Consider the following 21,474-nt stretch of genomic DNA (forward strand, 5'->3'; position numbering starts at 1 on the left):
TACTACATTACTCCGAACGCAGGCTTTTTACCGGGTTAGTCCACCCGGCCTTCAGGGCCTGGAACCCAATGGTCAATAAAGTAATGCCCAGTGTAGCTGCTCCTGCAGCCAGGAATACGCTTACGCCTATATGAATATGATAGGCAAAACTCTGCAGCCACTCCCCTGCAGCCCACCAGGCCAGCGGAAAGGCAATGCAAACGGCGATCAATATTAATTGTAAAAAATCTTTGGACAACATCACGGCCACATTACCAACTGTGGCGCCCAGTACCTTGCGGATACCGATCTCTTTACGGCGGCGTTCTGCCGTAAAGGCCGCCAGCCCAAACAGGCCCAGGCAGGAAATAATAATGGTAAGCCCCGCAAAATAACCGGACAGCTGTGCTACCAGTTTTTCGGATGCATACTGTGCCTGGTAATCGTTATCCAGGAATTTATAATTAAAGGAATAACCGGGATTAAATGTTTTGTACAACTGCTGTATACCCGCCAGTGTAGCCTGTTCTCGGCCTTGCTGAATGCGGGCCATTATCAGCAGGGTTTGTGCAGGCGCTAAATTGAAAATGAATGGCCGGATCTCTTCATGCAGTGAATTAAAATGGAAGTTCTTTGTCACGCCAATAATATGCAGCGCGGTATTGCCCCGGTTAATGATCTTACCCACCGGGTCTGTAAGGCCCATAACTTTAATAGCGGCTTCATTTAAGACCACAGCAGTGCTATCTGTACTAAAATCTTTGGAGAATGCCCGGCCGGCAGCCATCTGGATACCCAATGTTTCTATCAGGCCGTAGTTCACGGGCATTTCGTAAAACCGGATCTGGTTATCCAGGTTCTTTCCTTCCCAGTTGATATTGGAGGTAGGTAAGAACGATGATAATACGATCTTTTGCTCTATGCTGGATGCATTCACTACACCCGGCAGATCTTTCAAATCAGCCAGAAAGGCTTCCTTCTTTTCCCCCACCCTTCCTTCCATCTCAAAATAAACGATGTTGTCTTTATTATATCCCAGGTTCCTGCTTTGCACAAATTGCACCTGTTTATACACTACCATTACCGCAATAATGAAGATCACAGATACCACAAATTGAAAAACAACCAGCCCTTTCCGTATCCACATAGTATTCCCGGTATTGCTGAATTTTCCTTTAAGCGTAACAGAGGGTGCAAAGCGGGAAAGATATAAAGCCGGGTAACTACCCGCCAGCAGGCCGGTGAACAAGGTAATACCTAATACGGCAGCTATAAATCGTATATCCCATTGCGGTAGCAGCTGCTTGCCGGTCATTTCACTGAAACGCGGCAACAACAGGGCCACCATTAATAATGCTATTAATAATGCAGCAATACTCATGAACAGGGATTCTCCCAAAAATTGAAATACCAGGGTACGCCGTGCAGCGCCCAAAGATTTTTTCACTCCAATTTCTTTCATTCTGCCGGAAGCCTTTGCAGTGGAGAGGTTCATGAAGTTAATGCAGGCAATGACCAGTATAAACAAGGCGATGATGGAAAATAAGCGTAGATATGAGATCCTCCCTCCTGCCTGTACACCGTTTTCGTATTTGTCATACAGGTAGCCATCTGCATACTTTCTCATGAACATAACAGAAGAGGAATCCTTAAACTGGCTTTTGAGAAGGGCCGGCAGCTTTTCACTAAAGCGCTGCACATCTGTTCCCTTCCTTAACATTACATATGTGTTAAAAGGCCCGGTGGAGGTGGATGCCAGCGTAACGGGCATAATATCTTTCCATATATCCAGCGACAATACAAAATCAAAACGGCTGGTAGAATGTACCGGCATATCCTCAAAAACGCCGGTAACTGTACATTGACGGCTAAGGGAGGCCCATTTCCATTCCAGCGTTCTACCGATAACGTTATGAATGGTGTTAAATAATTTACGCGCCAGCTGGGCGGATATTACTACAGAATTTTTGTCCGCCAGCACGTTCTCTTTATTTCCCTGCAGCAGTGGATAAGAGAACATTTTGAAATAGTCTTTCCCCACCAGGTTGCCCGTTGCGCCTACGGTACGGTCTTTCCATGAAATACTGAACTGCTGGAACCAGGCGGCCGGTGTAGTTGTAACCGTATACTCTACTTCCGGCAGCTGTTTTTGCATGATCTCCCCTACTACCCCGCCGGTACCCTGTGTAGTGCTAAACACGCCTGCATTCTTTTCATTGATCATTACCTGGAAAAGGCGCTGATCATTTTTATGGAACCGGTCTGTTTGCCATTCGTCACTTATCCATAAACAGATGAGCAGCGTACAGGCCATCCCGGTAGAGAGCCCTACCAGGTTAAGTATGGTAAACTGACGGTCTTTGAGCAGATAACGCCAGGTGGTTTTGAAATAGTTACTGAACATCGGCTTATTTTAAGTGAAATATTTACTCTGACCGCAAACTTTTCACCGGGTTCATTAACCCCGCCCGTATGGCCTGCGTGCTTACGGTTATGATGGCCACTACTATTGCAAAAATGCCGGCTGCGATGAACATCCAGCCACTGATAGATATACGGTAAGCAAATTCATCCAGCCATTTATGCATACAATACCAGGCCAGCGGGCTGGCAATACATATGGCCACCAGCACCAGCATAACAAAATCTTTTGACAGCAACGCCGTAATATTCAGCACAGAGGCTCCCAGCACCTTGCGGATGCCGATCTCCCGTGTGCGCTGACGTGCGGCAAAAGCAGCCAGGCCAAACAATCCCAGGCAGGATATGAAAATGGAGATACCGGTAAACCAGCTTACGATCTGCGCTGTTCGCGTTTCTGCGTGATAGTTATGCTGAAAATCCTGATCGAGGAAAGTATATTCAAAGGGTTCATCCGGGCAAAGCGCTTTCCACTTATCCGCTAAAAAGCTCAGCGTTTTTCCCATTTGTGCAGTATTCACATGCACGATCAGGTAATTATAGTGGTTATTGTTACTGAGGAAAAAAGCATAAGGTCCAATAGCATGGTGCAGATCCTGGAAGTGAAAATCTTTCACCACGCCTACAATTTCGTAGGTTTCAGATGCCTTCCCGTTAAGCTCCCACTTCAACCGCTGACCAATTGCTTTATCCATTGGAATATTAAGCTTGCGCAAAGTGGTTTCATTCACCACTATCTGACCGCTGGTATCGCTCATAAACTGCTCGGAGATGAGGTGCCCTTTCATCAGCTGAAAGCCCATCATCTTCATAAACTGCGGCGATACGAAGTTGGCCTGAATAGGCTGTCCTTCGTTTACGGTTTCTTCCAGCTTATGTACACTAAAGCCTATTGGGTTAAAAATGCCCGGGTAAGACGAGGTGCCCGCCGCGCCCAGCACCTGGTTATTTTGCAGCAGCTCTTCACGCAGGGCTGTATATGCGTTATGCGCTTCATCGGTACGCAGCGGTATCACCACCTGCTGATCCTGCGTAAACCCTAAGGGACGGTTGCGCAGGTAAGACATTTGCTGTTGAATAATAATGGTGGCCAGCACCAGGCCAATGGAGATCACAAACTGGAACACTACCAATCCGCGGCGTAACGTTACGGCAGACATCCTGTTATTAAAACGGCCTTTCAATACCTGCACCGGGTTAAACACGGCCAGGTAAAATGCCGGATAGCTGCCTGCCAGCAACCCGGTAAGTAATGCCAGCACCACAAAAGTGCCTATGATAGCGGGTTCCATTAATTCAGACAGTGCCAGTGTTTTTCCCGTAAGCTGGTTAAACAACGGCAGTGAACCTGCGACACCTGCTACGGCCAGCACTAATGCCATCATAGATAATACCATGGATTCACCTAAAAACTGCCTTACCAGCGCAGCTTTACCGGCTCCCATCACCTTGCGCACACCTACCTCTGCTGCACGCTTAGCAGAACTGGCAGTGGCCAGGTTCATAAAATTGATACAGGCAATTACCAGCGTAAAAATGGCAATGCTGCCCAGGATATACAGGTAGGTTTTGCTGGTGGTATCTGTTACTATGGAAGATACTTTATCATAAAGATGAATGCCTGTAACCGGCAACAGGGAGATCGTTTTGGTATAACCGGCTGCCTGAAGGTCTTTATTGGCATGCCGCTCCATAAAAGCAGGGAACTTACGTTCCAGCTTTTTTACATCTGTGCCCGGGCGCAAACGCAGGTAGGTAATGAACATGTTGTTGAAAGAAAAATTCAGCCGTCCGTTACGCAAAAAACCGCCTACCCAGCCGGCAGACAGCGGCACAAAAAAACGCGCATCTATGTGCGAGCGATGGCTTTCATCTTTATATACACCGGTCACTTTAAACAGCTCGCCATTACCGGTATCACCGCCTACTGTAATGGTTTTGCCTAAAGCTGATGCATGTCCGAAGAGCTTACGCGCTACCGGTTCTGACAGCACAATGGCATTCGGCTCCTGCAAAGCGGTAGCTGCATTGCCTTCCAGGAACTTATAGGTGAACAGATCAAAAAAAGTGGAATCAACATTGTAGCCCCGGGTTTCATAAAACGACTGCACTGGTTTGCCTGCTTCCCGCACCTGCAGCAGGGTTTTGGAATCTATGACATTGGCCCATAGGCGGGTCATTTGCGCTATTTCCGGAAATTCATTTTTTAACGTGGGACCATATAATGCGGAAATAGTGGTAAAGGAACGTACCTCGCCGGTAGAAACGGCGCTTTCACTTTTCAGGAAATACAGATCGGCAGCGTGCTGCTGGTGTTTGTCGAACATCAGCTCACTGCGGATATAGAGCATGAGCAGCATGCAGCAGGTCATGCCAATGGCAAGGCCGAATATATTGATCGCTGAAAAAAGCTTATTCCGCTGCAGGTTGCGGAGAGCAATGCGGAGGTAGTTTTGTAGCATAGCTGTTTGCAGCACTAAGGAAGTGCCAAAAGCGGGAGCAATTGGAAATCAATTTATTGAGATGATTAAGATTGCGCCGATTGTCCGTATTCGTACAAGAGTGTCCGGTTTTAAAGAGAGAAAGTAGAGGCGTAGACGTAATAGAGGAGGAAACATAAAAAGAGGTTGTATCCTGGTAAATGCCCCATTTTGCAGGCACTTCATCGATACAACCTCTTTACTTTATCGGATAAAATAAATTAATCAATCCTTTCTATAATACCGGCAATGCCTTGTCCTCCGCCAACACAGGCCGTAACCAGGCCATATTTTTTGTTCAGGCGTTTCAGATCATTCAGGATCTGAACGGTGAGCTTAGCGCCGGTGCAGCCCAACGGGTGGCCCAAAGCAATGGCGCCGCCGTTAATGTTCACAATATCGGGGTTAATACCCAGCTCACGGATAACGGCCAGGGACTGGGAAGCAAAGGCTTCGTTCAGCTCTACCAGGTCCACATCCTGCAAGGATTTCCCGGCCTGTTTCAATGCCCTGGGCACTGCGGCTACCGGTCCTATGCCCATAATGCGTGGATGTACACCGGCGGAGGCGCAGGCTACCAGGCGGCCAATGGGCTTTAATCCCAGCTCATTGACCATGGTTTCGCTCATCACGATCACAAAAGCGGCACCGTCAGAAGTTTGGGAGGAGTTACCGGCTGTTACCGAACCACCGGCAGCAAATACCGGCTTCAGTTTGGCCAGCGCTTCTGCGGAAGTATCTGCACGCGGACCTTCGTCTGTATCCACGGTATAATTGCGCTTCTGCTTTTTGCCTTTGTCATCCACATATACTTCTTCTACCTGTATGGGTAGTATACCTTCCTTAAAATAACCGTTCTGGATGGCTGCCAGCGCTTTCTGGTGAGAACGCAGGGCAAAGGCATCCTGGTCTTCGCGGGATACTTTGTATTCACTGGCCACCGCTTCTGCGGTGAGACCCATACCCAGGTAATAATCCGGTGTAGTGCTGGCCACAGTGTAATTAGGTACTGTTTTCCAGCCAACAGTAGGCACCAGGCTCATACTTTCCGTACCACCTGCAATAATGCAGTGCGCCATGCCGGACTGTATTTTGGCCGTGGCAATGGCAATGGTTTCCAGACCGGATGCACAGTAGCGGTTCACCGTCATACCCGGCACGCTTTCGCCTAAGGCTCTAACGGAGATCATGCGGCCTATCTGCAGGCCCTGCTCTGCTTCCGGTACGGCATTGCCTACGATCAGGTCATCTACCCGATGCGGTTCTAACTGCGGTATGCTTTTTAATAAGGCGGTGATCACGTCCACGGCCAGGTCGTCGGGCCGGTAAAAGCGGAACCCGCCTCGTTTTGACTTACCTACGGCGGTGCGGTAACCGGCTACTATATATGCTGTTTCCATGCTTAAACTCCTTTTCCGGGAGAGGGACCCGGTTTTTTATTTTATATTAAGTTAAATAACTTTTGTGAATTTTGAGCGAAGGTCTTATTTTTGCAACCCTGTTAAAGGGGATTGCGCTGAAACAGCGTGGTTTATGACTCCGTAGCTCAGTTGGTAGAGCAACAGACTCTTAATCTGTGGGTCCAGAGTTCGAGCCTCTGCGGGGTCACTGATGGGGACATTTCAGGAATAAAGCTGGAATGTCCCTTTTATTTTAGCGGAATGCCGTGTCCATGGCGCCTATCAGGCGAATGGCCTCCTTGATGCGAGGAATTCGACATTCAAAACCATCGGAATAAACCAACCGGGGCTCACAACATTTATATCTGCCCCTTATTGGTTATAACGAACACCAAACAATGGTGGGCCAGGTTAACAAGACCTGCAGGGACTGAAACTCATGAGATAAATGACCCATTGCTTCCGTCACGCTTCACGCTTCAGTTCTTCAATTTCGTTTACAAACTCTATTGCCTTTCGCACCCGTGTACCCGATGTTTTTTGAATAAACAGCTTTACCCAACGCTTATGAATATTTTTGTATGATGTTTCGCGATAAAACCAGATACAAAGCGGAATGAGAACAATAGTGATCTTAAACTGAACCGACCACCAGTTACCCGTATAGCCGTTTTGAATGTCCATAAATTGCAGTCCGGTAAGATGAAAGTCTCTGATCGCTTTGGACACTACCATTGGATATGCAAGAAAAGTAGGAATACACAGTGCGGCCACGCGTGCATGATTAAGCAAATGAGTCTGCAGCATCACCAGCAAACTTTGAATGGTCACGATATCTTTACTGTAATCGATCTTTCTTATCGCCTTAATTTGTTTGAAGCACATAACTATTGCTACTGTATAAAATACCAGCAACATACCTGCCGACGTAACATAAAGAGGACCGGATAAATTTTTGATGATAAATGTGAGTAGCAGCGCCGCTGCGGATATGTGTAATGCAACTTCTATGATCCGGTGCCAAAGCAAGGGGATAAGTTGTGAATGCAGCCTTTGGGTCAGAATGAATTCGAGGCAATGCCGGTTAAGCTTCAGCGCGCTTTGGAGTTTATTTTCATGAGACAACCACATAGATTTGATTTCATTTAGTTCCATAATCTTTGTTTTGAGCAGTTTGAAAATCAGATTTTAGTCGCTCTTTGATACGGCCTATCCTGGTGGCTACATTTGTTTCCGAGATACCGACAATAGAAGCTATTTCTTTATAAGTTTTGTTTTCGAGGTACAGAAAAATGATCGATTTATCCATGTCTTTAAACGTGCTAATGAAATTGAACAACAGGGTGAGATTCTCCGCTTCTTCGTAACTATTGTCTGTCTCAAACTGGATGAGCCGTTCATTGTAAATAACTTTACTTCCAAGCCTTTTTCTTTTCCGGTAAAATGAAATGGCAACATTTAACGCAACCCTGTACATCCATGTGCTGAACTTTAAATCAGTGTTATAGCTGTTAAACGACTTCCATAAGTTGTAAACGATGTCCTGCGAGAGATCATCGATATCATTCCTGTTCTTGCAATAGGAGTTACAGATCGTGAAAATGATCCCTTTATTTTGCTCCATGAGCTCCATGAACTTCTCCTTATCGGAATTTGTGTCCATTGATTGCTGGTTGACGTGATTTACTCATGATTCGCCGAGAGATCCAAAAAATCACAGATTTAACTGTTTTTTCTGAAAAAAGGGGACAGACAAACCGGGGCGCCAGACAAAAACAGAAAACTGGCAGTGCAAATATGCGTGATCCGCCGTCGCTGGAACGTTGGGTGTCTGATATTTATATAATTATACAGGGGCATTTATGCACAAAAAAAAGCTCACAAGTAATTAGCTGTCAGATAGCTATACTTGTAATCCTCTTTAAATCCTCTATAAAAGTGTTCGGAAAATGTACCTGCGGGGTCACTGAAATTAAGCGCTTCAAGTTCAAAAACTTGGAGCGCTTTTGTTTTTAGGAGCTTCATGTAACAGGCCGACTATCAATGCCCAAGCTTGTTCATGTTTCCTTTGCGTTAAGCCACACTCAACAACCATGATAGCATCACTATCCAGATCCCAGTAGTAAGCGAATGGAATATTGACTACAGAGTTGGGCTGGGAGTAATGAAATTATCGCTATACATTTTGGAGCTCAAATGGTAGACGATGGATATGAACGCTATCTTTCCTGCACAATGGTATGATGGTCACGACTTATGGCCACTTGAAGAAAAATAGTCTCCTAAGAGCAACTATATTTCCTTAAGCAGGGAATCGTTAGAGTTTGACAGAATGAAGATTTAGAAGAGTATGAAAACGTTTTTTAAAACGAATCCACTAACTCAAAAGGCTTACATCATGATTTTATTGCAGTCTTAGGTGAGTTTAAACGACTAATGGAAAAAACGCTTCAGGTTCAATTGCATGAAGCGTTTTTCATTTTTACTGGTTTACAAACTAAGTTCATTCTCAAGAATTAATAAGTATCTAGTTATACCTGAGTTTTTTTGAATAAGCATGTATAAATCTTATTTTGACCGCCTTTTAATTTCAGCTAAGAATAAATGGGCATCCTTCAAAAAATCAATTACTTGAACTGCATTTTTTACCAGCGAGCAAGCTGTATTACGCAAGTACGATTTGCGCTTGATATTATTATACTTGCCTTTGTAAAGAATGTTAAATCAAATATGAAATAGGCCAACTTGTCATATAAAAATAATATAATATATTTATAGTGCAATAAATCCCTAACCTAAGTTCCTAAAGTATGAAATTTTATCATGTCCTTTGCTTAGCAACCATTATTACGGCTGCTAGTTCCTGTGGTTCTGCTGAAACACAAAAAGCGGCTACCGCTGCTCCAAGTCCTGTAAAGCTATCCCAATTCAATGATGTTGAAGATGTACAAAAAAGGCTATCTGCTGCTGGCATTGGTGAATTAAGAAAGTGGAAGGGGGATGGCTTCGGATATTTGAGCAGCTCACCTTATTTTTCTTTTGGCGAAGGTGAATTACCCGATAATATGGCTTATTACTTAGAAAGCGATAACGCCAATAACATTAAAAAATTAAAACTGGTATTGAATATCAACACAGCTAACAAGAAAACGGCACTCTCAAAATTTGCTGAAACTGTTGAAAAAACCTACAATGTGCTTGAATTACCTCCTTCCAGTGAGATAGTGAAAGCTGCCGTAACAGGCAAGGCAACAGAAATAGATAAAGACACTTATACTGAAAGTATTGAGCTGGAGAAATCGAACATTGAAACCTGGAAGTTTGTTATTGAAACAAAATAAATGGGTATTGACCGCATTTTACGATCAACATTGAGCCAACCTTTGAGGTTGGCTTTCCCATCTTTAGTGTTGTGAGGCAGTTCATAATCAACACAAGACCCCATCTCTTTTCTTCCCCACATACCTAAAAAAATTTAAATAAGATAAATAGCAAGCAGCGCCCTCTCCCCACTCTGCTAACTATGTCAATCATCTGAACAGGAAATTTTATATTCGCAAAAAAGTTCCTTATTGCCAGCAGATGTTTCAGATATTACAAAAAATCTACTACCGCTTGTAGCAGCAGGCAGTGAAAAGGCATTCCGGCAACTCTTTCATCTGTACGCCGATCTTTTACATACCTATATTCAAAGCATCACAAAGTCCAGCGAGCTGGCTGAAGAAGTAGTACAGGATATTTTCCTGCAGATCTGGATAAGCCGTGAAACCTTGCATAATATCCGCAATTTCAGGAGCTATCTTTTTGTTATCTCCCGCAACCATGCGCTGAACATCATTAAACAGCTGATCCGTGAGAACAGGCGGATAAAGCAGTGGGAAGAAAGCAAAGCCCTCCATGCGGATAGTGATCCGGAACACCTGGAATACCGGTTAAGCCTGATTGAAGAAGCCGTTCGCCGGCTTCCTCCCCAGCAGCAAAAAGTATGGGTAATGAGCCGGAAACAGGGAATGAAGTACAGCGAGATAGCCGTAGCCACCAGCCTTTCCAGGGAAACGGTCAAAAAATACCTGCAATATGCCACCAGCTCCATTATGCAATATGTTGCCTCCCGGATCGATCTCCTGGTTATTTTCCTGCTGTTCATACGGCGCTAAAAAAAAAATTTCCGGCGCATAGCCCCTTTTTTATTTTCCTGTTGTTCCTATTATGTAAGTAACATTTTTCCATGCAAACATCCTCCAGGCTTTCAACGCTGTTCCAACGCTGGTTCAAAGGCCAGGCCTCGCCATCCGAGACCGAAGAGCTAATGGGCCTGCTTGAAGGTACGGACCCGGATCAGGAGCTGCCGGCCTTATTAAAGGCGGAATGGGATGATCTGCAGACCCGGCAGGTCTATACCGATGCAAGGAAAGATGAAATGGTTGACATGATACTGCGGCATGCGCCCGCTCAGCGTCCTGTACGGCCACTCAGGACCCGGATGTGGTGGGCGGCGGCAGCAGCATTGGTATGCATTGTGGCCGGCGCGGCGTTGTGGCTGAACCGTCAACCATTAAAAAAATCACCGGCTGCTATTGCCCATACCGTGAAGGATGTTGCTCCCGGTAAGCAAGGCGCTGTGCTGACCCTTGCCAATGGAAAGTCTATTGTACTGGATAGCACAGGCAACGGAGTTATTGCCAGTCAGAATGGTACGCAGGTAATATATAACAATGGCAGTCTTGTTTATGATGCGGGAGCGGCCGGCGGCATTAGCTATAATACTATTACAACACCCTATGGGCGTAAGTTCCGGCTGGTGTTGCCTGACAATACAACGGTCTGGCTGAATGCCGGATCGTCCCTGCGGTATCCTACCGCCTTTACCGGGGCAGAGCGCCTGGTAGAGGTTACAGGTGAAGCCTACTTTGAGATAGCGAAAAATCCCGCTGCACCTTTCCTTGTAAAGGTAAATGATCAAACGCAGGTAAAGGTGCTGGGCACCAGCTTTAACGTTAATGCATATAACGATGAAGCGAACGTCAATGTCACCCTGCTGCAGGGAGCCGTACTGGTGGAAACTGCCGGCGGCAGGAAGTTACAGGTCAGGCCCGGACAACAGGCAAGGGTACAGCAGGATGCATCCATTACCTTGTTGGACAACGTTAATACAGACCAGGTAATTGCCTGGAAAGAAGGGTATTTTAATTTTGAAGGAGCCTCTCTGCAGCAGGTAATGCGGCAGCTGGCAAGGTGGTACGATATAGAGGTAGTGTATGAGGGCAATAAGATCCCTGACATTACATTTGAAGGGGAGCTGCCCAGTACCCTTCAGCTGACCCAGATGTTGAAAATATTAAGCCGGGTAGAGGTCAAATATCGAATAGAGGAAGAAAAACGTCTTATTATATTACCGTAACCAAAATCGAAGAAACAACTGTTAAACACCTGTAATGAAAACAGGGAAGTGTTTGCACCACCTCCCTGCAGATAATTCAGGCAGCCAAACAAAACAGCCGACTAAGACTATTTTTTATTCTTGAACCTAAATCATTACAAAAGTATGGATTTTCGCACTTTTTGTAAGTGTACCTGCTATGCCCATACAGGAAAGGCAGGGCTTTTAACCAAAATCAGCTATGACGCTGCGGCAGGACCATGTCATTCCAACCGCCGGAAGTTAAAAACACTGGTAAGAACAATGAAACTTACTACCATTCTGTTACTTGCCGCCTGTATGCACATCAGCGCAGCAAGCTTTTCCCAGACGGTCACTTATTCAGGAGAACAGGTCACGCTTTCAAAAGTGTTCGACGCAGTTAAAAAGCAAACAGGCTATGTGTTCTTCTATAACAAAAATATTCTGCGGAACTGTGGCCCGCTGGATGTACATGTTGTAAACCAGCCGCTGGAAACATTCCTGCATGAGATCCTGGCAGGCAAACAGCTGGAATATGTAATAGAAGACAAAGCTGTTATTATTTCCAGGTCAAAACAGGAAAGCAGCCCTCTGCAGGCGCTGTCGCCCGGCAATGATCTGAAGGGAAGGATCACGGATGACAAAGGCCATTCCCTGCCGGGTGTGTCCGTTAAGGTAAAAGGAACAAGCAGGGGTACTACCACCAATGCAGATGGCGTGTACAATCTCACTAACCTGCAGGAAAATGCAGTACTGGAAGTGTCTTACCTGGGCTTTGAGTCCAGGGAAATGAATGTACAGGGCAAAACAACGCTGGACCTGCAGCTGATGCCTGTGAGCAAGGATATTGAAGGTGTAACGGTAGTAGGTTATACTTCAAAGAATGTCAAATATCTGTCCAGCGCTGTTACTACTGTTACCGGTGAAAAACTGCGGGATGTTACTTCCAATAATCTGGCCGGCCTGCTACAGGGCAAAGCGGCCGGCGTAACAGTGTCTACCCCTTCGGGGGATCCTACCGCCGGCTCCGCGATACTGGTGCGCGGCCAAAGCACACTGGGGGCCAGCTCAGATCCCCTTTACGTGGTGGACGGCAACATCGGCGGCACCTTTAACCCCAATGATGTGGAATCCGTCACCATCCTGAAAGACGCTGCTGCTACCGGCCTGTATGGCTCAAGGGCTGCTAACGGCGTGATCATCATCACCACAAAACAGGGAAAAGCAGGAAAACCAAAAATATCATTCAGCTCCACGACAGGATTTAACAAAGCCAATTTCGGAAAGTTCAGGCTCATGGATTCCCGGCAGCTCTATGACTACCAGCAAACGTTCACCAGCCGTCCTGATACGGTGCTGAACACCAATACCAACTGGCTGGACCTTGCCTTCAGAACAGCCATAACACAGAGCTACACGCTTTCCGCATCAGGCGGTTCTGAAAGAACACAATTCTTTGCTTCCGGGAATTACTACAGCGAAGAAGGTACCTTGCTCACCAATAAGCTGACAGCCTACAGCTTCCGTACCAACGTAACACATAAGATAACGGACAAGCTGAAGGTAAGCGTACTGGTGAACGGTATCTTTACGAAGAACGATAATCAGCAGAGCAGCACCCTTTACGATGCTTATACAGACCTTCCCTGGGATAACCCCTATAACCCCGATGGCACGCCACGCCCGGGCAACAGCGATGGATGGCTGGGCCGCGACCAGCACAATTTCCTGCATTCATTGCAGTACAATCTTTCCTACGACAAAAAATTTGAAGGAACAGGCGATCTGAATATCGATTATGCCATCTTCAAACATTTTACCATCTCCTCCTATAACAGGGCTTACTTTAACAGCTATAAGGGAGTGGAGTACTACGACCGGCGCTCGCAGGAAGGAACGGCTGACAATGGCTACCTCTCTAACGAGAACAGCTATACGAGCCGGCTGCTTAGCTCCAACAGGCTGCGGTACGACAACAGCTTCGGAGATCATAACCTGTCAGTGCTGGCCGTACAGGAGGGAGAAAAGTATTATTATGATGTTAATACCGCCACCGGCCGCGGGCTGCCGCAGGGAATGACGGCTATGTCCACCGCTACGGAAGTGAAGAACAATCCTACCGGTGGCTGGAACCAGTATTCATTTACCAAATGGCTGGCGCAGGCCGATTATAATTTCGCCAATAAGTATTTCCTGGTTGCTTCTTATGTGTACGATATCTCGTCCAAGTTCGGCAACAATAACCCCGGCGGCAGCTTTTACCAGTTAGGCGCATCATGGATCCTGACCAATGAGCAGTTCCTGGCAGGCAACAGCACCATCAGCTTCCTGAAGCTGCGGCTGGGGCATGGCACCGTAGGCAATCCGCCCAGCGGTGATTACCAGGCATTAGGGCTGTACTCCTATGACCAAACTGCAAGCTATGCAGGGCTGGCAGGCTCTTACCCTTCCCAGAAAGCCAACCCTGACCTTACCTGGGAAAAGATCAGGGTAAATAACCTGGGCCTGAACATCAGCTTTTTCGGAGACCGCATAGGACTGATAGCAGATGTGTATGACAAGCATGCCAGGTCATTGCTGATGACAAAGAACCTCCCATATACCAGCGGCTATTCCTCCATACTGGAGAACATAGGCTCTGTAAACAACAGGGGCTTTGAACTGACATTGAACACCCAGAACCTTACCGGCGCATTAAAATGGGAAACCAGCTTTAACATTGCGCATAACCGGAACAAGGTTACTAAACTAAATGGCAGCGACAAATTTGCCAGCCCGGGCGCCATGCAGCCCGTAGGCCTGAATGAGGATATGGATAAATGGTATATGCGCATATGGGGCGGCGTAGACCCTGCCAACGGTGATCCGCTCTGGCAGAAAGTGGAGACTGACCAGAATGGTAAGCAGACCGTTACGCTCACCAACTCCTATAACCAGGCCACCCTGCAGTACACCGGCACCTCCGCTGCGCCGAAGTTCACAGGCGGCATATTGAATACCTTCTACTACAGGGGTTTCAGCCTGAGCGCCTTCTTTAATTTCGTCAGCGGTAACCAGGTGTACAATAATTCAAGGCAGTTCTTTGATTCCGATGGATTATATGACAGCTACAACCAGATGGTGCTGGCAGATGGCTGGAGCAGATGGCAGCAGCCAGGGGATAATGCCACGCATCCCAAACCTTTGCTGGGAGGGAATAAATCATCCAACCAGCCATCATCAAGATATTTGGAGGATGGCAGCTACATCCGCCTGCGTAATGTGCGCCTGGCATATGACCTTCCGCGTGACCTGCTTGGCAGGATCCATATCAGCACTGCACGGATATTCGTAAGCGGAGATAATCTCTGGACCGCTACCCGCTTTTCAGGTATGGACCCTGAGGTAGACCTCAGCTCCGGCGAATCCGGGACCAAATATCCCATTAGCAGGAAGATATTATTTGGGGTAAATGTTGAATTCTAAAAACAAGATCATGAAGCATTATATTCTGTATATATTCCTTTCCGGCTGCCTGGTGTTTGGTACAACAGCCTGTAAAAAATATTATGAGCCGTCCACCGCCAAATCGGAGGCAGACGCGCTGAACTCCGCTGATGATGTGGAATCCGCCACCATCGGCGCATATGCCGTGCTCAAGAAACCGGAGTACGTCAGGAGCATGCATTTCCTCTCTGAATATCCCAGCGATGATGTTGCACAGGCCCAGACCTCTTCAGATGACCTGTCTAACTGCTACCGCTATACGCACCTGGTAGACGGGGCCCATGCCACCAATGTGTGGATGCAGGCCTATTCCGTGATCAATGCAGCCAATAAGGTGATTGCCTTTGTGACGGATAATGAATCAGATGCCCTGAACCAGCTGAAGGGAGAATGCCTTTACCTGCGCGCCATGATGTATTTCAACCTGGCCCGCGTATTTGGCAGGCCTTTCCCGCAGAACAGCGGCACGGGTGCAGGGATACCGCTGGTGCTGGAAAACGCACAGGAGGAATTCCCTGCACGGAACACTGTAAAAGAAGTGTACGACCAGGTGATCATTGATCTGCAGAAAGCCGCTACGATGATGACGGAAGAGAAGAACAACAACTTTGCTTCCAGGGAAGTGGCCTATGCTTTGCTTTGCCGCGTTTACCTGTATATGGATGACAATGACAAAGCCCTGGAATATGCAGATAAAGTGATCAGCTCCGGCAGGTATGCGCTGCTGCAGGGACCAGACTATCAGCATTACTTCAGGGGCGTGCCGGAAGATAATGACGAAACTATCTTCTGCATACGGCATATGACAACGGAGAACCGCGATTTCTCCTCCATTGGCTCTATGTATTTCAGCGAAGGCGGACAGGGTGTGACCGGCTGGGGAGAGATCTATGCTTCCAGGCAGTATGTGAACCTGCTGGACAAGCATCCGGAAGATCTGCGCCATAGCTTCATCTCGCCCTATACAACGGCCGGTACACTGGAATATCCGTATGCAATACCGGTAACCAACATCCGCTACAATACAAGGCTGAACCCCAATACGCCTATGTATTATGTGAATAAGTATAATTACCAGGAAGGTCTTGTAAATCTCAGCTCTCCGGTATATCTGCGCCTGGCGGAGATTATACTGAACCGTGCAGAAGCCAATGCCAAGAAAGGGAACCTGCAGGCGGCGCTGGATGATGTGAACACTATCCGGCAACGGGCAGGCCTAAACGGCAATGCATTATATACATTGGCCAATATAGGCACCAGAACGGTGCTGGACGTAGTGCTGGAAGAACGTCAGCTGGAGCTGGCCTTTGAAGGCCACCGCGCTTATGACCTGTTCAGGAATAACCGGCCGCTGATGCGGGACTATCCCGGTACGCACAGTCTTAATAATACTCCTTCCACCAATATCACACAAAACATACCGCCCACTGATAACAGGGTGATCTTTTATATTCCGAACAGGGAGATCCTGATCAATCAAAACCTTTCCCAGAATCCATGATCTTTTAATTCTTAAAAAGCACCTGACGGGCCTATGCGCAGCTACTCATGCGCCAGGTCCGGCAGGCCTGCAAAATCAAATACTATTACATGAAACCTAAACCAAGCATGCTCAGCGCCTTTCTGCTGATTGCCGGCATATTTGCCTGCGGAAAAGACAAAGGCATTTCCCGCAGGCCCAAAATGCAGGACCATCCTGCTGCCGCGCCATCTGCTTCCAGTTATGATGTAGCCCTGGCGGGAAACGGGTTTGTTACCACGCTGCCGGCTGGCAACGCAGAAGTGATCACTTCCAACGGACTTGGCAACTGGAGCAGCGCATCCAGTATTACCAGCGTGTATTTCCGCCTGGGCCTTACAGGGCAGCTCAATGTGGCCGTGAAGGCAAAAGTGCCGGACGGTACCAGCAAGATAAAGGTAACTGTTAACGGCGCTTCCTTTAACGTAACGCTCAGCGGCAATGCCTATAATACCTATGCTGCAGGCAGCGTTAATATCGCTGCTGCAGGATATGTAAAGGTAGACCTCCAGGGCATTAGCAAGACCGGCGGCTATTTTGCAGATGTATCTGATATTGTTATCAGCGGAGCCGCTACGGCAAACAATGTCGTGTATGCCAATGACCCGGAAAATTATTACTGGTCAAGACGAGGGCCTTCCGTGCATCTGCAGTTCACGCCTCCGGCAGGTACTACAGCGGAATGGTTCTACAGTGAGCTGTATGTGCCGGCGGGCCAGGACAAAATTGGTTCTTACTTTATGGCCAACGGCTTTGACGGCGGCTACTTCGGCATACAGGTGAACAGCAGCGCAGAAAGGCGGGTGTTATTCTCTGTGTGGGATCCCGCTACCGGTAAAACATCGCTTGTACGGAAAGGCGCAAACGTGGTGGACAACAGTTTTGGCGGGGAGGGCACCGGCGGACAAAGCTACCTGGTATTCAACTGGAAGGCCGGCACTACGTATAAATTCCTTACGCAGGCCAAACCTGACAGCGCCGGCGCCACAGATCTCTCTTCCTGGATCTATACCCCGGAATCCGGCAGCTGGCGCTTTATTGCCACCTGGAAAAGACCCAATACCGTTACCTATCTGACAGGGCTATACTCTTTTCTTGAAAACTTCAATGATACGCAGGGTTATCTTGGAAGAAAAGCACGCTATGGCAACCAATGGGTGAGAAGTACGGCCGGCACGTGGATAGAGCTATCTACAGCTACTTTCACAGCAGATGCCACCGCTCACAATGACCAGCGCCGTGATTATGCAGGCGGTGTTGAATCAGGGATATTCTATCTTCAGAATGGCGGATTCTTCTCCAATTATGTGAACTACAATACCAGCTTTACACGCACGGCTACAGGCGTACCGCCTACTGTGAACCTCAGCACGCTGCCATAGTTAAGGACCATCAATTAATCAGTAACTACAAACAACTACTATTATGATCTATCGCAGAACTTTTCTTCAACAAACTATAACTACCGGTATTGGCTTATCACTACTCAATACGCCGGCCAAATTATTTGCCCAGGTTAAAAAAGCTAAAGTAAGAGTGGGTCTGATAGGCGTAGGCGCACGCGGGCAGAACCATCTGAGCCTGTGCCTGCGGCGTGAAGATGTGGACGTGATAGCCATCTGTGATCCTGATACAAAATGGGCCATTCCCAAATCAATGCAGCTGATCAGCAAAGCATATGGCGCTAACAGGAAGGTAACCGCATACACTAATGGCAATGAAGATTTTCTAAACATGCTTAAGCGGGATGATATTGATGCCGTGATCATTGCCACTCCATGGGAATGGCATACCAAACAGGCCGTAGCTGCTATGAAAGCGGGTAAGACGCCCGCAGTGGAAGTCTGCGGCGCCAGCGACATACAGGAATGCTGGGAGCTGGTGAATACCAGCGAAAGCACCGGTGTGCCCGTGTTCGGTATGGAGAATGTATGTTACCGCCGGGATGTAATGGCTGTACTGAATATGGTGCGGCAGGGATTATTCGGAGAGCTTACACACATGCAGGGCGGTTACCAGCACGATCTGCGCGGAGTTAAATTTAACAACGGGCAGCAGGTCTATGGCGGCGGGGTGGAGTTTGGCGAAAAAGCTATGTCGGAAGCCAAATGGAGAACCAACCATTCCGTACACCGCAACGGCGATCTTTATCCTACACACGGATTAGGGCCTGTTAACAATATGATCAACATTAACCGGGGCAACCGTTTAATATCACTCAGCGCTGTAGCCACTAAATCCAGGGGATTACATAAATACATAGTGGATAAAGGCGGTCAGGATCATCCCAATGCCAAAGTGGAATTTAAGCTGGGGGATATTGTGAGTACGCTGATCAGAACAAATAACGGGGAAACCATCCTGCTCTCGCATGATACGAACTCTCCCCGTCCTTATTCTCTTAATTTCAGAGTGCAGGGCACCAACGGGTTATGGATGGATGATCTGGATTCCATTTACGTGGAAGGTAAAAGCTCCTATGACCAGTGGGAAAAAGCCGGCAAACCTGATGAAGCCGGCAGTTATATGAACAGGTATGACCACCCATTATGGAAACGTTATGCTAATGACGCTTCAGGGGCAGGCCATGGCGGTATGGACTGGTTTGTGATCAACTCTTTCATTGAAAGTATTAAACGGGGCGCTCCTTACGCACTTGATGTCTATGACCTGGCTACCTGGTATGCTATTACACCGCTGAGCGAACAGTCTGTGGCAGAAGGCGGAGGCGTGCAATACATCCCTGACTTTACCCGTGGCGCGTGGATAAACCGCAAACCGGTATTTGCGCTAAATGATGAATGGTAAGTCAGGATTGAATGAATTTGGTATAAGCGGGAAAGGCTGATCCGTTCAGCTTTCCCACTTACTCAGTCATTCATCTTTTTTGACTCCTCCATCACCGCCTGGTTAACCTCCTTTATCCTCTCCACCTGCATCTTTTCAACCTTTCTGTCATAAGTCAGCAGGCCATTCACTTCATGTTCCACATCTGTTGTTTGCGTATAAATAGCCACGCTAAGTCCCCGGTATTTCATAAGCTGCTCTACCTGCTCCAGTAAAAGAATGTAGCGGTCTGTAAGTGCGGCCTGGGTAGGTTCATAAGCATACGCATTATTCTCAATAGGCCACATGTGTCCGCGGGTAAACAATCCAACGCCGCCAAATTCGCCCAATGATGCTGCACGCTTATCATCCGGTACAGATGCGCTGTAGGGCCCTACATAAATATGGGTATCTACATAGTCCCCGTTTCCCGGATCGCCATAAGGCTTTTGATAGTCCGGATTATTATTAAACCCTGAATTACCGTTCACCAGCCGGGAGGGATCATATGCTTTCACCCAATTGGTAATTTCTTTAACATCGAATGCGCCCCAGTTCTCGTTAAAGGGCACCCAGGTTATAATGGAGGGTGAATTGTAATGTTCATCCATGATTGCTTTCAGCTCCTTGCGGAACGCTTTCCGGGTGGCAGCTGTATCTTCATGCTGATACCAGATAGCCGGCATATCCTGCCAAACCAGCAGCCCCATTTTATCAGCCCAATAATAAAAACGCTGCGGTTCGGTTTTCATATGCTTCCGGATAAGGTTGTATCCTGCTTTTTTTGTGAACGAAATATCAGACTTCAGCGCTTCTTCGGTCGGCGCTGTCAATACGCCATCCGGCCAGTAACCCTGGTCCAGAAGCCCCAGCTGCATAACAAATTTTCCGTTCAAAAGTGGCCTTACAACACCGTTCAGCTTACCAAGCTTTATATCCCGCATCCCGAAATAGCTCTTTACTTCATCCGCAACACTGCCATCGGCATTGTAAAGTGTTAGCTTAAGATCGTAAAGAAAGGGCGTATCAGGCGACCATAATACAGGCTTTTCAATGGGCAGATAAAAATAAGTACCCGCCACTGCGTCTGTATAGGAAACGGTTTTATGGCCATCGGAAGCCACTGCAGCTATCTTATTTGCACCATCACTGTTAACGAATACTTTTAAACGCCTGCCGTCAACATCAGGCAGTAAGCGGATGCTTTTTATATAGTTGCTGCTTACCGGCTCCAGCCACACAGTTTGCCATATGCCTGAAGTAAAGGTATAATCGCCCCGGGGGCCGTTTTTCCCGGAGGGTGTTCTTCCGTCATTCAGGTCCTGTGCAGCAACAATGAGCGTGTTTGAACCGCTTTTTAAAAACGGGGTAATATTGAAATTAAACGCATCGTATCCTCCTTCATGGGTTCCGGCCTTTTTCCCGTTTATGAACACCGTAGCGCTATGGTCAACTGCACCAAAATGCAGGATGATCTGTTTACCTTTCCAGACTGCCGGTAGCTCAAATGTTTTCTGGTACCACATATTTATCTCCTGCTTCCGCCGGATACCGGATAAAAAAGATTCGGGGCAATAGGGCACCAATATTTTTTCATGCACACCCTCAAATGAGGCAGGCGCTTGCGGATGAAGGGCAACAGGCGCACCTTTACCTCCCTGGTAATCCCATTTTCCGTTCAGGCATATCCATTCGTCCCTTTGCAGCTGAGGCCTCGGGTATTCTGACAGCGGAACAGACGCCTGCATTGCGTCGTTTGTCCATGGTGTAGGCAGCTGTGCATCCTGTGCGGAAACATTAAAATACCCGGTTATCAGTAAGATGATCAGTAAGGTCCTATAATATTTATAAGATATCATGAAGTGAATTTAATTATTCAAATCCGATTATCTATTACTTGCTTATTTATTTGTTTTTATTTTAGTACTACTCAGGTGCATAAGTAAAATAATGAGCGGTATT

The 21,474-nt window shown here is 47.2% G+C and carries 13 protein-coding genes and 1 tRNA gene; 8 read left to right on the forward strand and 6 right to left on the reverse strand.

The features are described from left to right. Positions 1-7 precede the first annotated feature (7 nt). The 3 genes from BMZ54_RS00555 to BMZ54_RS00565 all read right to left on the reverse strand — a co-directional run bounded on the left by BMZ54_RS00555 (position 8) and on the right by BMZ54_RS00565 (position 6,280). On the reverse strand, positions 8-2,383 hold the full coding sequence (locus BMZ54_RS00555) for an ABC transporter permease (protein ID WP_089906216.1): 2,376 nt from the start codon (positions 2,381-2,383) through the stop codon (positions 8-10). A gap of 22 nt (positions 2,384-2,405) precedes the next feature. Beyond that, positions 2,406-4,862, reverse strand: coding sequence for an ABC transporter permease (locus tag BMZ54_RS00560; protein WP_089906217.1), 2,457 nt, complete (start codon positions 4,860-4,862; stop codon positions 2,406-2,408). A 239-nt stretch (positions 4,863-5,101) separates the two neighbouring features. Further along, positions 5,102-6,280, reverse strand: coding sequence for a thiolase family protein (locus BMZ54_RS00565; protein ID WP_089906218.1), 1,179 nt, complete (start codon positions 6,278-6,280; stop codon positions 5,102-5,104). A 135-nt stretch (positions 6,281-6,415) separates the two neighbouring features. Between BMZ54_RS00565 and BMZ54_RS00570 the strand changes: the two genes are divergently transcribed. After that, a tRNA-Lys gene (locus BMZ54_RS00570) sits at positions 6,416-6,488 on the forward strand. Between the two features lie 257 nt (positions 6,489-6,745). Here BMZ54_RS00570 and BMZ54_RS00575 read toward each other — a convergent pair. Continuing rightward, positions 6,746-7,435 (reverse strand): hypothetical protein, encoded by a 690-nt coding sequence (locus BMZ54_RS00575; protein WP_089906219.1) that lies wholly within the window; start codon positions 7,433-7,435, stop codon positions 6,746-6,748. After that, the gene (locus BMZ54_RS00580; RefSeq protein WP_089906220.1) at positions 7,422-7,943 is read right to left on the reverse strand and encodes an RNA polymerase sigma factor; all 522 of its coding nucleotides are present in this window, start codon (positions 7,941-7,943) and stop codon (positions 7,422-7,424) included. The genes BMZ54_RS00575 and BMZ54_RS00580 overlap by 14 nt, the downstream gene beginning before the upstream one ends. Positions 7,944-9,090: 1,147 nt before the next feature. Between BMZ54_RS00580 and BMZ54_RS00585 the strand changes: the two genes are divergently transcribed. The 7 genes from BMZ54_RS00585 to BMZ54_RS00615 all read left to right on the forward strand — a co-directional run bounded on the left by BMZ54_RS00585 (position 9,091) and on the right by BMZ54_RS00615 (position 19,494). Next, on the forward strand, positions 9,091-9,621 hold the full coding sequence (locus BMZ54_RS00585; protein WP_089906221.1) for a hypothetical protein: 531 nt from the start codon (positions 9,091-9,093) through the stop codon (positions 9,619-9,621). A 231-nt stretch (positions 9,622-9,852) separates the two neighbouring features. Further along, positions 9,853-10,437 carry an RNA polymerase sigma factor gene (locus BMZ54_RS00590; RefSeq protein ID WP_089906222.1) on the forward strand — a complete coding sequence of 195 codons (585 nt, stop codon included), beginning with the start codon at positions 9,853-9,855 and terminating at the stop codon, positions 10,435-10,437. A 71-nt stretch (positions 10,438-10,508) separates the two neighbouring features. Next, positions 10,509-11,681: a FecR family protein gene (locus BMZ54_RS00595; protein WP_089906223.1), complete on the forward strand. Its 1,173-nt coding sequence runs from the start codon at positions 10,509-10,511 to the stop codon at positions 11,679-11,681. Positions 11,682-11,963: 282 nt separating this feature from the next. Then, positions 11,964-15,146: a TonB-dependent receptor gene (locus BMZ54_RS00600; protein ID WP_162277442.1), complete on the forward strand. Its 3,183-nt coding sequence runs from the start codon at positions 11,964-11,966 to the stop codon at positions 15,144-15,146. A 10-nt stretch (positions 15,147-15,156) separates the two neighbouring features. Beyond that, positions 15,157-16,668 carry a RagB/SusD family nutrient uptake outer membrane protein gene (locus tag BMZ54_RS00605; protein ID WP_162277443.1) on the forward strand — a complete coding sequence of 504 codons (1,512 nt, stop codon included), beginning with the start codon at positions 15,157-15,159 and terminating at the stop codon, positions 16,666-16,668. Positions 16,669-16,757: 89 nt separating this feature from the next. After that, positions 16,758-18,068 carry a DUF3472 domain-containing protein gene (locus BMZ54_RS00610; protein ID WP_089908146.1) on the forward strand — a complete coding sequence of 437 codons (1,311 nt, stop codon included), beginning with the start codon at positions 16,758-16,760 and terminating at the stop codon, positions 18,066-18,068. 43 nt (positions 18,069-18,111) lie between these two features. Beyond that, the gene (locus BMZ54_RS00615) at positions 18,112-19,494 is read left to right on the forward strand and encodes a Gfo/Idh/MocA family protein (protein ID WP_089906226.1); all 1,383 of its coding nucleotides are present in this window, start codon (positions 18,112-18,114) and stop codon (positions 19,492-19,494) included. Positions 19,495-19,556: 62 nt separating this feature from the next. Here the strand turns inward: BMZ54_RS00615 and BMZ54_RS00620 are convergent, their stop codons facing one another. Further along, on the reverse strand, positions 19,557-21,371 hold the full coding sequence (locus BMZ54_RS00620; RefSeq protein ID WP_089906227.1) for a glycoside hydrolase family 2 protein: 1,815 nt from the start codon (positions 21,369-21,371) through the stop codon (positions 19,557-19,559). Positions 21,372-21,474: the final 103 nt, after the last annotated feature.

Origin of the sequence: Chitinophaga rupis (assembly GCF_900109685.1) — a bacterium.
Classification (GTDB): Bacteria; Bacteroidota; Bacteroidia; order Chitinophagales; family Chitinophagaceae; genus Chitinophaga; species Chitinophaga rupis.